Source organism: Cellulomonas sp. zg-ZUI22 (assembly GCF_017353535.1).
In the GTDB taxonomy this organism is placed as follows: domain Bacteria; phylum Actinomycetota; class Actinomycetes; order Actinomycetales; family Cellulomonadaceae; genus Cellulomonas; species Cellulomonas wangleii.
Genome location: NZ_JAFMUZ010000003.1, coordinates 189271 through 204053 on the forward strand (window position 1 = coordinate 189271; position 14783 = coordinate 204053).

Below are 14783 nucleotides of genomic sequence, written 5' to 3' on the forward strand. Positions count from 1 at the left end.
CCACGTCCCCGTCCCCGCACGGCTCCGCCCCCAGGCGCGTGCCGTGCAGGGACGGCTGTCCCGGGCGCCCGCCCATCCTGGGCCCGTGCCCTCCGCCCGCCGCACGACTGCGGCCGCCCTCGCCCCGCGTCACGGTCCCGTCGCCTGTCGCGGCCGTACGCCCGCCCGTGCCGCACCCGGTGTCCGGCGGCGTCCGGTCCCCCGTGCTCTCCACCGTGCTCTCCACCGTGCTCGCCCCCGTGCGCTCCCCCGTGCGCTCCCCCGTGCTCTCCCCCGTGGCCGTGCTCCGGCGGGAGCGCCCTGGGTGATCGTGGTCGCCCTGTCCGTGGTCGCCCTGTCCGTGGTCGCCCTGTCCGTGGTCGCCCTGTCCGTGGTCGCGGGCTCGGCCCCGGCGGTGCCCGGCGACGGCCCGCTCGTCCCCGCCCCGGGTCACCACGTCATGGCCGCCCGCGGGGCGGAGCGGATGGGCACCGTACCCGCCGGTGGGGGGTCGCCGCCCGTGGTCGGCGGCGCCCCTGCGCGCACCGTCAGCCGGGCGGGCGCCGGTCCGGCGCGAGCGGGAGCACGGGGGACGCCCGTGGGCGGGTACCGGGCGCCGGTGGACGGCGTGCCGCGCCTGCTGCGAGCCTTCGACCCGCCGCCGCAGCCCTGGCTGGCCGGCCACCGCGGCGTCGACCTCGGAGCCGGGTCCGGCGCGACGGTCCGCGCCCCGGCGGCCGGCACGGTGACCTTCGCCGGGGACGTCGCGGGCCGGGGCGTCGTGACGGTGCTGCACGACGACGGCCTGCGCAGCAGCCTCGAACCCCTGTCGCCGGCGGTCGCGCCCGGCGCCCGTGTCGACGCGGGCGGGGCCCTGGGGGCGCTCACGGGCGACGCCCACGGCGGCACGCCGGGCGGGCCGGCGCTGCACTGGGGCGTCCGGGACGGTGACCGCTACGTCGACCCCTGGGCGCTGCTGCCGGGTCACGGCCCGGTGGTGCTGCTCCCGCTGCGGTGAGCGGCCACCGGCGCCGTGGGGGTCACGCGCGCTCGGCGTCCAGCAGCCGGGTACGCAGCCGGCCCATCGCCGCGGTGTGGATCTGCGAGATGCGCGACTCGGTCACCCCGAGCACGCGGCCGATCTCGGCGAGCGTCATGCTCTCGTAATAGTAGAGGACGACGACCAGACGCTCACGCTCGCCGAGGCACTCGATGGCCCGCGAGAGCAGGTACTTGGTCTCCTGCGCCTCCACGGAGCCCGCGGGGTCGTCCGCGCGGCGGTCCCCCAGCGTGTCCGCCAGCGTGGCCGCGCCGGGGCGGTCGTCGCTGCCGGCGAGCATCTCGTCGAGGGCCGCGATGTTCACGGACGCCAGCTGGGAGTACACGGCGCGCAGCTCACCCACGGGCAGCTCGAGCCGCTGGGCGACCTCGGCCTCGGTGGGCGCGCGGTGCAGCAGTGCCTCGAGCTCGCCGTAGGCGCGGTCGACGGCGCGCGCCTTGGTCCGCACCGACCGCGGCACCCAGTCCATGGCCCGCAGCTCGTCGATGATGGCGCCACGGATCCGCGAGGAGGCGTAGGACTCGAACCGCACGGCGCGGTCGGTCCGGTACTTCTCGATCGCGTCGATGAGCCCGAAGACGCCGTAGGAGACGAGGTCGGCGTGCTCGACGGTCGAGGGCAGGCGCATGCCGATGCGCCCGGCGACGGCCGTGACGAGCGGGACGTAGTGGAGGATCAGCTCCTCGCGCGCGTCCGGGCAGTGTGTCGCGGTGAACCGCGTCCACGCCGCGTCCACCGCGGACACCTCGACGGGTGCGGCGGGCGCCGTGTCCGTCGGCGGCACGGAGGGTGCCGCGGCACCCTCCACGGCCGGACGCTGCTGGGGGATCACGCCGGCCGGCGCGGTCCCCGGGCGGTAGGCCCGCAGGGCGACGGGGGCGCCCGTCTCGGCGAGGTCGTCGTGCAGGGCCGTCATCGTCGGGTCCGTCTCTCTGCAGGTGGTGCTGGCCGTCGGGCGGAGGGTAGGGACCGCGCCCCCGGTGGTGGTCACGACATCACGCCCGGGGGTGGGCGAGCTGGAAGGCGGAGCGCAGGCGCTCCGCGGAGACGTGGGTGTAGCGCTGCGTCGTCGACAGGCTCGCGTGGCCGAGGATCTCCTGGACCGTACGCAGGTCCGAGCCGCCCTCGAGCAGGTGGGTGGCCGCGGTGTGGCGCAGCGCGTGCGGTGCGACGTCCTCGACCCCGACCTCGCGGGCGAGTTCGTGCACGACCGTGCGGACCTGCCGCTGGTCGATGCGGCCGCCGCGGCTGCCCAGGAGCAGCGCCGGCGGGGAGCCGTCGCGCACCAGACGCGGGCGGCCCGTGCGCAACCACGCGTCCACCGCCTGCGCCGCCGGCCGGCCGAACGGCACGACCCGCTCCTTGTCACCCTTGCCCACGACGCGCAGCATCAGCTCGGCCGCATCGACGTCGTCGACGTCCGCGCCGCAGAGCTCGCCGACCCGCACACCTGTCGCGTAGAGCAGCTCGACCGCCGCCCAGTCCCGCACGTGGACGGCGTCGCCGTCGAGAGCGCGCTCCCGTGCCGCGTCGAGCAGGCGGGTGACCGGCTCCACCGCGAGCACGGTGGGGAGGGCGCCGGCGGCGCGCGCCGTCCCGAGCCGCAGCGTGGGGTCGATGGGGACACGGCCGGTGTGGACGGCCCAGCGGAAGAAGGTCCGGGCGGCGGCGGCCCGCCGCGCGAGGGTGGCGCGGCTGCGGTGGGCGTTCGCCATCGCGGCGAGCCATCCCCGCAGGATCGTGATGTCGACGTCACCCAGATCGGTCGCGCCATGACGCACCGCGTGGTCCAGGAGATGGTCCACGTCCCCCAGATATGCCCGCACGGTGTGGTCCGAGACCCCGCGCTGGGCCCGCAGATGTGTCGCGAAATCAGCGCGCAGGAGCTCGCGCTGAGCGGCTCCGGTGCTGATCGCGGCCATGTGCATGCCCCTAAGGTGACGTGGCGCACGCAGTTCGACAAGGATGGTTCCTGGCCTGCCCGAGACCGTCTGCTCGGATTGGCCGACAATGTCCGATCCGGCGGTGCGTATTCCCACGAACGCCGGTTTTTTTCACCCATCCGCTACTCACCGGCATCCACCACCCAGCCCGACCCGAGGCGGCGCGCGAAGCCCTCGAGCTCGAGCAGCCCGAGCATCGCACGCGCCTGCGCCACCGTCGTCCCGGCGCGCGCAGCGACCTGCGCCGTGTCGTGCGGCACCCGGCGCGACAGGCCGTCGTGCACACGACGCGCGAGCGGGTCCAGGCCGTCGACGGCACGCGTGTCGTCCTCGGGGTGCGCCGGAGCGACGTCGGCGCCCACGTCACCCGCCAGCTCCACGACCTCGTCGACGTCGGTCACGCACACGGCGACGCCCTCGCGCAGCAACCGGTGGCACCCGGCCGAGGCAGCCGAGGTGATCGGTCCGGGCACCGCACCCACGGGCCGCAGCAGCCGCGCCGCGTGGTGCGCGGTGCTGGCAGCGCCCGACCGCCACGCGGCCTCCACGACGACGGTGCCCGCCGACATCGCCGCGATCAGCCGGTTGCGCTGCAGGAAGCGGCTGCGGGTGGGTGTGGCGCCGGGAGGCACCTCGCTCACCAGGCTCCCGCCGGCGCCCACCACCTCCTCCAGCAGCCGCGCGTTGCCGACCGGGTAGGCACGGTCCACTCCCCCGGCCAGCACCACGACGGTCGTACCGCCGACGAGCAGCGCACCACGGTGCGCTGCGGCGTCGACGCCGTACGCACCCCCCGAGACCACGGTCCAGCTGCGGCCGGCCAGCCCTGCCGCGAGGTCCACGGCGACCCGCTCGCCGTAGGTGGTGCACGCACGCGCGCCGACCAGTGCGACGGACCGGCGCGCCGATGGCGGGGCTCCCCGCACCCAGAGGGCGAACGGGGCCAGCGCACCGAGGTCGTCGAGGCCGCACGGCCACGCGGGGTCGCCCGGCGCGACGATCCGTGCCCCGCTGCGCGCCGCAGCAGCCAGGTCGCGGTCCGGGTCCACGGCGTGCCACCTCGCCGCCCAGCGCTCCGCCGCCGCGCGCAGGCGGCGGGCCGCCGCGTCCGGTGGGTCCGTCCCACCGAGGGGAACCGGCTGCGGGGCAGCGCCGCTCACCGCGCCGGCCACCCAGTCCAACGCGGCCGTCGCACCGCAGGCGCCGACCAGCGCTCCCGCGACCGCGTCGCCCGGCTCGGCCAGCGCGCTCCAGACCGCCCGGGACGACCGGTCGTCGTCCTGCCGGAGGCGGTCGGCGAGCCACCCGGGCACCCGGACGCCCGTCATGCGCCGTGCCCCCTCGTCCGGAGCACGAGTGCGTGGGCCACGTCGGTGCGCCGGGGTCCGTCCCGCCCCTCGAGATCGGCGAGCGTCCACGCGACCCGCAGGACGCGGTCCGCCCCGCGCAGGCTCAGCGTGCCCCGGTCCACGGCACGGTCGAGGTCGGCCACGAGCCGTCGGTCGGCCCGTAGCCGCGCCTGCAGCTCCCGGCCGGGAACCTCCGCGTTGGTGCGCCACGTCGTGCCCCGCCACCGTGCGAGCTGCGCGGCGCGCGCCGCCGCGACCCGCGCCGCGACCGCCGCCGTGCCCTCGCCCGCAACGCCGGCTGGACGGGCAGCGGGCACCTCGAGCTGCAGGTCGACCCGGTCGAGCAGCGGCCCCGAGAGCTTGCCGAAGTACCGTCGGCGCTGCTCGGGGCGGCAGGTGCACGTCAGCCCCTTGCCGACCGCGTTGCCGCAGGGGCACGGGTTGGCCGCCAGGACCAGCTGGAACCGGGCGGGGTACCGCGCGGCGCCACCCGCACGGTGCAGCACCAGCTCACCGTGCTCGAGGGGCTGCCGGAGCGTCTGCAGCACCCCCGAGGCGAACTCCGGCGCCTCGTCGAGGAACAGCACACCCCGGTGGGCACGGGAGGCCGCCCCCGGCCGTGGCGTGCCCGACCCGCCGCCGACGATGCTCGCGGGCGTCGCGGTGTGGTGCGGGTCCTCGAACGGGGGTCGGCGGACGAGGCCCTGCACGGGGTCGAACGTTCCGGCCACGGAGTGCACGGCGGTGACCTCGACGGCGTCGGCCTCGCAGAGGTCCGGGAGCAGCCCCGGCAGGCGGGCCGCCAGCATGGTCTTGCCGGCGCCGGGCGGTCCCACCATGAGCAGGTGGTGCCCACCCGCCGCGGCCACCTCGAGGCCGTGGCGCGCGTCCTCCTGACCGAGCACGTCCGCCAGGTCGGGCGCCGGGCCGCGCGAGGTCACCGTCCGCACGTCGTGCACGGGCTCGACGTCGGGCACCTCGATGTCGGCGCCGTGGTACGCGGCGACCTGCGCGAGGGTGTCGGCCGCCAGCACCTGCGCACCCGGGACCAGGCTCGCCTCGACCGCGTTGCCGCGCGGGACGACGACCCGGGGATGGCCCGCCGCGACGGCCGCCGCCACGCACGGCAGCACGCCGCGCACGGGCCGCAGCCGCCCGTCCAGGCCCAGCTCGCCCAGGTGCACCCAGTCGGCGACCGACGCCGCGTCCGCGAGTCCCGCGCCGGCGAGCGTGGCGATCGCCACGGCGAGGTCGAACGACGAGCCGGTCTTGGGCAGGGTCGCCGGTGAGAGGTTGACCGTGATCCGGCGCGTCGGCCACGCGAGCCCCGAGGACGTCACGGCGGCACGCACCCGGTCCCGCGCCTCGGCGAGCGAGGCGTCGGGCAGCCCGACGAGCGTGAAACCCGGCAGCGAGGGGGCGAGGTGGGACTCGACGTCGACGGGATGGCCGACCAGCCCCACGAGCGCGACGGCGCGGGTGCGTCCGAGCACTCAGACCACCCCGACCAGGTGCTCGACCCGGGCCGCGCCGCGGTGCGGCAGGACCACGGCGATGACGTCGACACGCACGGACCCCGCCCGCACGTCGTGCTCCCGCAACCAGCGGGCGGTCAGCCGCCGCAGCCGCGCCAGCTTGCGGTACGTGACGGCCTCCGCCGGGTGCCCGTAGGCGTCCGAGCGTCGCGTCTTGACCTCCACGGCCACGACCGCGTCCCCGTCGAGCGCGACGATGTCCAGCTCACCCTCGGCGCACCGCCAGTTGCGCGCCAGGACCGTCCACCCCGCCCGCACGACGAACGCCGCCGCCACGTCCTCCCCGTACCGCCCGACCGCGTCCTTCGCCCGCACGTCGACCACCTCCGGCACCGACCCTGCCGCGCGAGGGCGGGGCGGGAGTGAGTGCCGGTGACGGTCCGTGGACGCCGGAGACGCGGCCGGTGCTGTGGGCGGCTCGGTGGCGGCGCCGTGGTCTCCCGGGGCCGCTGCGGTGTCGGAGGCGGCGCCGGAGCGGGGGTGTCAGCGGGTGAAGCCCGCCCCGGACCCGAGGTCGAGCTCGGCCTTCGCCAGCTCCTCGACGTTGACGTCCTTGAACGTCACCACGCGCACCGACTTCACGAAGCGGGCCGAGCGGTAGACGTCCCACACCCAGGCGTCGACGAGCGAGAGCTCGAAGTAGACCTCGCCGGCGGCCGACCGGACCTGCAGGTCGACGTGGTTCGCGAGGTAGAACCGTCGCTCCGTCTCCACGACGTACGAGAAGAGCCCCACCACGTCCCGGTACTCGCGGTACAGGGCGAGCTCCATGTCGGTCTCGTAGTTCTCCAGGTCCTCGGCGCTCACCGGACCATCATCCCTCATCGCCGGGTGCGGCGGACGCCCACCCCTCCGGGGAGACCGGCGCGGCGTCGTCCCGCCACCCCGGCGCGCGCCCCGGGTCGGGCAGCAGGCCCCCGACCTCCCACCCCGGCCCGCGCGTCACCACGGGCGGCTCCTGCAGGCCCGGCAGCCGCCAGGACCGGCGGTGCAGCGGGCTCGGGCCGTGCTCCCGCAGCGCCGCCAGGTGCTCGGGCGACGCGTACCCCTTGTTCTCGTCCCAGCGGTACGCGGGGTGGGCGGCCGCGTGGCGCACCATGAGGGCGTCCCGCTCGCACTTGGCCAGGACGCTCGCAGCAGCGACGCTCGCGCAGGAGCGGTCGGCCTTCACCTTGAGGTGGACCAGCGGCACCGGCAGGTCCCGCGGCGGCTCGAACAGGTCGTCCTGGGTGCCGAACAGGTCGGGCGCCGGGGGCGTGAGCCAGTCGTGCGAGCCGTCCAGCACGACGGCGTCGACGGGGCCGACCACGTCGACGACCGCCCGCAGCGCCCGGGTGCCCGCCAGGCGGAGCGCCGCGACGATCCCCCGCTCGTCGATCTCGTCGGGCGAGGCGTGGCCCACGGCGCGCGCGACGCCCCAGCGTCCCAGCGCCGGCAGCAGCGCGCGCCGCGCCGCGGGCGTGAGCAGCTTGGAGTCGGCCACGCCGCGCGGCGCCGACCGGGTGCTGAGGTCGACCACGACGACCCCGACGGACACGGGGCCGGCGAGCGACCCGCGGCCCACCTCGTCCATGCCGGCCACGAGACGCAGGCCCGTGCGCAGCAGCGCACGCTCGTGCCGCAGGTGCGGGGTGGGGCGGGCCGCGGCACGGCGCGCGACCCGCACCGGCGTCCGTGCCGGGGTCTCGGGTCCCGCCGACGTCATCCCGCGTCGGGGACGTCCGCGAACGTCGCGGACGGGTTCTGCAGGAGCGTGAAGCGGTCCAGCGGCCACACGGTGACGAACGCGGTCCCCACGACGTTGTCGACGGGCACGGACCCGCCGCCCGGGCTGCCCGTGTTGTACCGCGAGTCCGCCGAGTGCTGCCGGTTGTCACCCATGACCCACAGCGAGTCGGGGGGCACGACGACGTCGAACGCGCGCTCGCTGGGCTGGGAGCCCGGGGCGAGGTACGGCTCGTCGACCGGGACGCCGTTGACCGTCACGGGCTGACCCGGCCCGGCGCAGGCCACGTGGTCACCCGGCAGGCCGATGACCCGCTTGACGAGGTGCTCACCGGCGTCCTGCGGGAGCAGCCCGACGAACGTGAGCCCCTCGGTGACGGCCTCCGCCAGAGGGCTGCGCGGCGCCTGGATCTGCGGGTTGAGCCAGCCGCCGGGATCCTTGAAGACGACGACGTCCCCGCGCTCGATGTCGAAGGGTCCGGGCGTCAGCTTGCTGACCAGGATCCGGTCGTCGACGACCAGGGTGTCCTGCATCGACTGCGACGGGATGTAGAACGCCTGCACGAGGAAGGTCTTGACGACCAGGGACAGCACCAGTGCGCTGACCAGGATGATGGCCGTCTCGCGCAGCCAGGACCAGGCGGACCCCGGGCGGCGTCGGACGGCGTCGCGGTTCCGGCGCCGTGAGCTCATGCCGGGTTCGTCCGTTCCCTCGTCACCGGTGCGCGCGTCCCGCGACCGGCTCGTCCAGTCCTGGCCGCTGCCGCCACCCTGGGCGCCCGTGGGCGTCCACAGCGGACGGGCAGCGGTGGGGGCGGCGCGGGTCGGGGACGCCGTCGGCCCCGTCGCGTCAGGTCGGAACTCGCTCACGGTCACACTCTCGCACGGACGCAGCGGTCGTGGGGGGCCCGGCCGGGGCCCGGTGCCCGGGTGGACGCGTCCCGGACGCCCGCGCGGCGGCGTGCCGCGGCGACGGGGACGCCGACGGGCGGCGTCCCCGAGGGGGAGCCGCCCGTCGCGTCGTGCCGGGAGAGCAGGAGGTCAGCCCTTCTTGGCGGGCGCCTGCCCGCGCTTCTCCTTGATCTTCGCCTTCTTGCCGCGCAGCGCCCGCAGGTAGTACAGCTTGGCGCGACGCACGTCACCGCGGGTGACGACCTCGATCGAGTCGAGCGACGGCGTGTGCAGCGGGAACGTCCGCTCGACACCCACACCGAAGCTGATCTTGCGGATGGTGAAGGTCTCGCGCACGCCGGCACCCTGGCGGGCGATGACGACGCCCTGGAAGGCCTGGATCCGGGAGCGGTTGCCCTCGACGACCTTCACGTTGACCTTGAGGGTGTCGCCGGGACGGAAGTCCGGGTGGTCCTGGCGCAGCGATGCTGCGTCGACCGCGTCGAGCGTCTGCATGTCGTGTCGCTTCCCCGCCCTGCCGCAGGTCAGGAACGTGATCGACGGGCGCGCGCGCTGCCGGGGCAGGGCAGGCGCCCGTGGTTCGGGTCTGGTCGGTCGGTCCGGGTCGTCGGCGCTGGGCCGGTCCGGTCCGCGCGTCGTGAGCCCTCCCCTGCGGCAGAGAGGCGCTCGACGCACACCGAGGACACAGTCTGCCACAGCAGCCGCGCCGTCCCCAAGCCGCGCGCCACGGATCACACGGCGCGCGTGTCCTCCGCAGGCACGGGGGCCGCAGGACGCAGCTCCCCGTCCACCACGTCCCACCCGCAGTCCGACAGCACGGCACGGTCGTGGCGGTCGAGGGCCGCGACGTCGAGCGCCGCCAGCAGGTCCGGTCGCCGCGCCGCGGTGCGCCGCAGCGCCTCGTCGCGGCGCCAGCGCTCGATCCGTGCGTGGTGGCCCGAGAGGAGCACGTCGGGCACGGCGTGCCCCTGCCACGTGGCCGGCTTGGTGTAGACCGGGTACTCCAGCAGGCCGGCCGCCCCGTGCGACTCCTCGACCAGCGACTCCGGATTGCCCACCACACCGGGCAGCAGCCGCGCCACCGCCTCGACCACGACCAGCGCCGCGACCTCGCCGCCGTTGAGGACGTAGTCCCCCAGGGACAGCTCGGTCACGCGACCCCGCGCGGCGTAGTGCTCGGCCACACGGGCGTCGATGCCCTCGTAGCGCCCGCACGCGACGACGAGGTGCTGCTCGGTCGCCAGCGCCTCGGCCGTGCGCTGCGTGAAGGGCGCCCCGGCGGGCGACGGCACGATGAGGTGGGCGCCGGGCGTCAGGACGTCGTCCAGCGCGCGGCCCCACACGTCGGGGCGCATGACCATGCCGGCGCCGCCGCCGAACGGCGTGTCGTCGACCGTGCGGTGCCGGTCGTCGGTCCACGTGCGCAGGTCGTGGACCTGCAGGTCCAGGAGCCCGGCCGTCCGGGCCTTGCCGACGAGCGAGAGCTCGAGCGGCGCGAGGTACTCGGGGAAGATCGAGACGACGTCGACGCGCACGCCTCAGGCCTCCTCGCCCGTGCCGCGGGTCTCGTCGCTGACGACGAGGTTGGCCGCGTCGGCCGCGAGCAGACCGCCCGGCGGGTCGAGCACGACCCGGCCACCGGCCACGTCGACCACGGGCACGATGGCCTCGACGAACGGCACGAGCGTGCGCGCACCGTCGGGTTCCCGCAGCACGAGCACGTCGTGGGCCGGCAGGTGCTCGAGCCCCACGACCTCGCCGAGCGGACGCCCGTCGGCGACGTGCTCGGCGCGCAGGCCCGCGAGCTCGTGCGGGTACCAGCCGTCGTCGTCGTCCGTGTCCTCGTCGCTGTCGACGAGGAGCTCGACGCCGCGCAGCCCCTCGGCCGCGGTGCGGTCGTCCGCCTGCGCGAACGTCACGTACCACCGGCCCTGGGCCTCGCGCACGTGCGCGATCTCGAGCGGGCCCGCCGCAGCGGGCTCGGTGACGAACCGGGCCCCGACGACCAGACGCTCCTGCGGGACGTCGGTGCGCACGTCGAGTGCGACCTCACCCCGCAGGCCGTGCGGACGCCCGACCCTGGCGACGGTCAGCAGCATGTCACTCCCTCCCCCGACGTGTCGGGGACGACGACGGCCCGGCCCCTCGTCGAGGGACCGGGCCGTCGGGTGTCTGCGGTCAGCGCCGGTCGACGTCGACCACGTCGACGCGCACGGCACCGTCCGGCGAGAGCGCCCCGACCACCGTGCGCAGCGCACGCGCGGTCCGGCCGCCCCGACCGATGACGCGCCCGAGGTCCTCGGGGTGCACGCGCACCTCGAGCATCTCACCGCGGCGCAGCGACGACGCACGGACGTGCACGTCGTCGGGGTGGTCGACGATGCCCCGCACGAGGTGCTCGAGCGCGTCGGCCAGCATCAGGCCTGCTCGTCCTCGGCGGGAGCCGCGGCGGGCTCCTCCGTGGCGGCGGCCTTCTTCTCGGACGCCTTGGCCTTGACCTTCTCGGCGTCGAGCGCGGCAGCCTCGACGGCAGCCTTCGCGTCGGCCTTGGGCTCCTTCACGCGCAGCGTGCCCTCGGCACCCGGCAGGCCCTTGAACTTCTGCCAGTCACCGGTGACCTTGAGCAGCACCAGCACCTGCTCGGTCGGCTGCGCGCCGACGCCCAGCCAGTACTGCGCCCGCTCCGAGGTGATCTCGATGAGCGAGGGCTCCTCGGTGGGGTGGTACTTGCCGATCTCCTCGATCACGCGACCGTCGCGCTTGGTGCGCGAGTCGGCGACGACGATGCGGTAGTACGGCGCGCGGATCTTGCCCATGCGCTTGAGACGGATCTTCGTTGCCACGAGGTGGTGTTCTCCTGATGTCTGCTGGGGTGGCCTCGCGGCGCGTCCCGTGGGGTGGGTGCGCCGTTCCGGCCGGAGGACACGGCACCGGGCAGGTAGAGGGGCTGCACGGACCGAGTACAACCGACCATTGTGCCAGACGTGGCGCGGCGGCAACGAATCGAGCACACGCCGCGGTCGGCCGCGGTAGAGCGTGTCGCACGAGGGGTCCGCGCGCTAGCGTCCGATCACGTGTCCCGCCGACGACTGTGACGCCCCATGACCTCCTCGACCACCCGATCCGGATGCCCCTGCGCACGTTCACCGGCATGAGCCGGCGCGACATCGCGCGCGACCTCGCCGGGGGTGGCGTCGCGGCCGACCAGCGCCCGTCGCCGGAGGGCGCGCGCGTCACGTTCCACAGCGGCCGGTTCTTCGGACCTCAGCGCGGCGCGCAGATCAGCCTCGGGCCGGGCCGGCTCGTCCTGGTCTCGGCGGGCGTCGCGGTCCGCACGGAGGACGTGGTCCTGCTGGGCGAGGACGACGACGGCGACGTCGAGCTCGTCACGCGCACCGGTGCGTCGTTGGTGCTCGACCCGAAGCACTTCCGAGGGACTGCCGGCCCGTGGCAGCGGTTCGTCGCCGCGATGCCCCCGGGGGTGGAGCGCTCCAAGCGCGGCGCCGCCGCTCTCACGTCCGGGGCGGTCGCCGGCTGACGCACCCCGGACGCCGGCACCGGGCGCGGGCCGTCACCGGACGCGGGCACCCCGCAGCAGCACGGCCCGCGGGCGCGTCAGCGCCCCCACGTCCGCACGCGGGTCCTCGTCGTAGACGACCACGTCGGCGCTCGCCCCCTCGGCGATGCCCGGCACGCCGAGCCACGCCCGCGTCCGCCACGACGCGGCAGCGACGACGTCGCGCGCGGGGATGCCGGCGCGCACCATCTCGACGGCCTCGTCGGCGACGCGGCCGTGCGCGATCGTGCCGCCCGCGTCGGTGCCGAGCAGCACCCGCACGCCCGCGTCGTGCAGGTGACGCACGTGCTCGTACCGCCGCGCGTGCATCGCCCGCATGCGGGCGGCGAACCGGGGGTAGCGCGCCTCCCCCTGGGCGGCGATGGCGGCGAACTGCCCCACCTGCAGCAGGGTCGCCGTGACCGGCACCCCTGCGGCGGCGATCCGCTCGATCTGCTCCGGCGTCGCTCCCGTCGCGTGCTCCAGCCCGTCGACGCCGGCGTCCAGCAGCCCGTCGAGCGCCTCGTGGCTGAACGTGTGGGCCGTGACACGGGCGCCGGCGTCGTGCGCGGCCGTGACCGCGTCGGCCAGCACCTCGTCCGACCAGAGCGGACGCAGGTCACCGTCGGGGCCGAGGTCGCGGTCGATCCAGTCGGCCACGAGCTTGACCCAGCCGTCGCCGCGGGCCGCCTCCTCGCGCACGGCCTGCGGCAGCTGCGCGGCGTCGGCGAGCTCGCGTCCGTAGTGCCGCAGGTAGCGCTTGGGGCGTGCCAGGTGCCGCCCGGCCCGCAGCAGGCGCGGCAGGTCCGCCCGCGCGTCCATCCAGCGGGTGTCCGCGGGCGAGCCAGCGTCGCGCACCAGCAGGACACCGGCGTCCCGGTCGGCGCGCGCCTGCGCCTCCGCGGTGGCGTCGTCGACCGGGCCGTCGGACGCGAGGCCGACGTGGCAGTGCACGTCGACGAGCCCGGGCAGCACCCAGCCCTCCAGCACGGTGTCGGGCGCCCGGCCCGGGCGCTCGAGGGAGAGCCGGTCCCCCACGACCCACGCGTCACCGACCTCGTGGTCGTCGTCGAGGACGACCGTGCCGCGCAGGTGCGTGATCACGCCTCAGCGGCCCTTGAAGAGGTCACCCAGCCCGGCCGGCAGGTCGCTCGGGTCGAACGACGCCGGGTCGGCGGGCGCAGGAGCGCCCCCGAGCCCGAACGCGGAGCCCGACGGTGCGGCCGGCGCGCCGCCCGCCGCCCGTGCGGCCGCGGCGCGCTCCTGCTCGGCCCGCTTGGCGGGGTTGCCCGACCGCGCGCCCTTGGCCCGCTTGGCGGGCGCCTGCTTGCCGCGGGACTTCTTGCCCCCCATGCCGGGCAGGTTGCCCATGCCGGGCATCCCGCCGGGCATGCCGCCGCCCTTGGCCATCTGGCGCATCATCTTGCGGGCACCGTCGAACCGCTCGAGCAGCTGGTTGATCTCGCTCGTGGTGGTGCCGGACCCGCGCGCGATGCGCGCACGGCGCGAGCCGTTGATGATCTTCGGGTTCTGCCGCTCGCCCGGCGTCATCGAGCGGATGATCGCCTCGATGCGGTCGACCTCGCGCTCGTCGAAGTTCTCCAGGGCCTCACGCATCTGCCCCATGCCCGGCAGCATGCCGAACATCTTCTTGATGGAGCCCATGTTCTTCAGCTGCTGCATCTGCACGAGGAAGTCCTCGAGCGTGAAGTCCTCGCCGGAGACGAGCTTGCCGGCCATCTTCTCGGCCTCGCCGGCGTCGAACGCCTTCTCGGCCTGCTCGATGAGCGTCAGGACGTCGCCCATGTCGAGGATGCGCGAGGCCATGCGGTCCGGGTGGAAGACCTCGAAGTCCGTGAGCTTCTCACCGGTCGACGCGAACATGATCGGACGCCCGGTCACGCTGGCGATCGACAGCGCCGCACCACCGCGCGCGTCGCCGTCGAGCTTCGACAGGACCACACCGGTGAAACCGACGCCGTCGGCGAAGGCCTGCGCCGTGGTCACGGCGTCCTGGCCGATCATCGCGTCGACGACGAAGAGGATCTCGTCCGGGGAGACGGCGTCGCGGATGTCCGACGCCTGCGCCATGAGCTCGGCGTCCACGCCGAGGCGGCCGGCGGTGTCGACGATGACGACGTCGTGCTGCTTCTGCCGGGCCGTCTCGAGCCCCGCCTGCGCCACGGCCACCGGGTCGGCGCCCGCGGGCAGCACGTCGTCGGCGCCCTGGTTGCCGGGGTGCGGTGCGAACACGGGCACGCCCGCGCGCTCGCCGACGACCTGGAGCTGCGTGACCGCGTTGGGGCGCTGCAGGTCCGCGGCGACGAGCAGCGGCGTGTGCCCCTGCTCGCGCAGCCACCGCGCGAGCTTGCCCGCGAGCGTCGTCTTCCCGGCGCCCTGGAGGCCCGCGAGCATGATGACGGTCGGCGGCTGCTTGGCGAACGTCAGCGGGCGCGTCTGGCCGCCCAGGATCGCCACGAGCTCGTCGTTGACGATCTTGACGACCTGCTGCGCCGGGTTCAGAGCGCCCGACACCTCGGCCGAGAGGGCGCGCTCGCGCACGGCGCCGGTGAACTGCCGGACGACGGGAACGGCGACGTCCGCGTCGAGCAGCGCGCGGCGGATCTCACGGATCGTCGCGTCGATGTCCGCCTCGGACAGGCGACCCTTCGCACGGAGGTTCTTGAACGTCGACGTGAGACGGTCGGAGAGGGTGGCGAACAA

The 14783-nt window shown here is 75.6% G+C and carries 17 protein-coding genes; 2 read left to right on the top strand and 15 right to left on the bottom strand.

What is annotated here, in order from left to right; all coding sequences use genetic code 11:
• The first annotated feature begins 304 nt into the window (after positions 1–304).
• Complete coding sequence (locus J1G43_RS12185) at positions 305–997, top strand: M23 family metallopeptidase (RefSeq protein ID WP_307859573.1); 693 nt, start codon at positions 305–307, stop codon at positions 995–997.
• Positions 998–1019: 22 nt separating this feature from the next.
• Here J1G43_RS12185 and J1G43_RS12190 read toward each other — a convergent pair whose 3' ends face one another.
• From J1G43_RS12190 to rpsP, 13 genes are all read right to left on the bottom strand, one after another.
• Positions 1020–1868 (bottom strand): FliA/WhiG family RNA polymerase sigma factor, encoded by an 849-nt coding sequence (locus tag J1G43_RS12190; protein ID WP_372434914.1) that lies wholly within the window; start codon positions 1866–1868, stop codon positions 1020–1022.
• A gap of 166 nt (positions 1869–2034) precedes the next feature.
• Positions 2035–2967, bottom strand: a complete 933-nt coding sequence (locus J1G43_RS12195) for a tyrosine recombinase XerC (RefSeq protein WP_374191800.1) — start codon at positions 2965–2967, stop codon at positions 2035–2037.
• 137 nt (positions 2968–3104) lie between these two features.
• Positions 3105–4310 (bottom strand): DNA-processing protein DprA, encoded by a 1206-nt coding sequence (gene dprA / locus J1G43_RS12200; protein ID WP_207341422.1) that lies wholly within the window; start codon positions 4308–4310, stop codon positions 3105–3107.
• Positions 4307–5824 carry a YifB family Mg chelatase-like AAA ATPase gene (locus J1G43_RS12205; protein WP_207341423.1) on the bottom strand — a complete coding sequence of 506 codons (1518 nt, stop codon included), beginning with the start codon at positions 5822–5824 and terminating at the stop codon, positions 4307–4309. Before J1G43_RS12205 ends, dprA begins: the two co-directional genes overlap by 4 nt.
• The gene (locus J1G43_RS12210; protein WP_207341424.1) at positions 5825–6181 is read right to left on the bottom strand and encodes a YraN family protein; all 357 of its coding nucleotides are present in this window, start codon (positions 6179–6181) and stop codon (positions 5825–5827) included.
• A gap of 168 nt (positions 6182–6349) precedes the next feature.
• Positions 6350–6673: a DUF2469 domain-containing protein gene (locus J1G43_RS12215; RefSeq protein ID WP_089801771.1), complete on the bottom strand. Its 324-nt coding sequence runs from the start codon at positions 6671–6673 to the stop codon at positions 6350–6352.
• Positions 6674–6680: 7 nt separating this feature from the next.
• Positions 6681–7571 (bottom strand): ribonuclease HII, encoded by an 891-nt coding sequence (locus tag J1G43_RS12220; RefSeq protein ID WP_207378524.1) that lies wholly within the window; start codon positions 7569–7571, stop codon positions 6681–6683.
• Entirely contained in the window at positions 7568–8461 is an 894-nt protein-coding gene (gene lepB / locus J1G43_RS12225; protein ID WP_249670842.1) for a signal peptidase I, read from the bottom strand. The genes J1G43_RS12220 and lepB overlap by 4 nt, the downstream gene beginning before the upstream one ends.
• Before the next feature lie 171 nt (positions 8462–8632).
• Entirely contained in the window at positions 8633–8998 is a 366-nt protein-coding gene (gene rplS / locus J1G43_RS12230; protein WP_207341426.1) for a 50S ribosomal protein L19, read from the bottom strand.
• A gap of 236 nt (positions 8999–9234) precedes the next feature.
• Positions 9235–10038 (bottom strand): tRNA (guanosine(37)-N1)-methyltransferase TrmD, encoded by an 804-nt coding sequence (gene trmD, locus J1G43_RS12235; protein ID WP_207370722.1) that lies wholly within the window; start codon positions 10036–10038, stop codon positions 9235–9237.
• 3 nt (positions 10039–10041) lie between these two features.
• A complete protein-coding gene (gene rimM / locus J1G43_RS12240) occupies positions 10042–10602 on the bottom strand; it encodes a ribosome maturation factor RimM (protein WP_207370723.1) in 561 nt (186 codons plus the stop codon).
• A 79-nt stretch (positions 10603–10681) separates the two neighbouring features.
• Positions 10682–10921: an RNA-binding protein gene (locus tag J1G43_RS12245; RefSeq protein ID WP_089801762.1), complete on the bottom strand. Its 240-nt coding sequence runs from the start codon at positions 10919–10921 to the stop codon at positions 10682–10684.
• Positions 10921–11346, bottom strand: a complete 426-nt coding sequence (rpsP, locus tag J1G43_RS12250; protein WP_207341429.1) for a 30S ribosomal protein S16 — start codon at positions 11344–11346, stop codon at positions 10921–10923. Before rpsP ends, J1G43_RS12245 begins: the two co-directional genes overlap by 1 nt.
• 284 nt (positions 11347–11630) lie before the next feature.
• Here rpsP and J1G43_RS12255 point away from each other — a divergent pair, with 284 nt between their 5' ends.
• Positions 11631–12041, top strand: a complete 411-nt coding sequence (locus J1G43_RS12255; protein ID WP_207378525.1) for a hypothetical protein — start codon at positions 11631–11633, stop codon at positions 12039–12041.
• A gap of 33 nt (positions 12042–12074) precedes the next feature.
• On the opposite strand, the gene J1G43_RS12260 is transcribed toward J1G43_RS12255, so the two are convergent.
• Both J1G43_RS12260 and ffh read right to left on the bottom strand, forming a co-directional pair.
• Positions 12075–13163, bottom strand: coding sequence for an amidohydrolase family protein (locus tag J1G43_RS12260; RefSeq protein WP_207378526.1), 1089 nt, complete (start codon positions 13161–13163; stop codon positions 12075–12077).
• A 3-nt stretch (positions 13164–13166) separates the two neighbouring features.
• A complete protein-coding gene (ffh, locus tag J1G43_RS12265) occupies positions 13167–14783 on the bottom strand; it encodes a signal recognition particle protein (protein WP_207341432.1) in 1617 nt (538 codons plus the stop codon).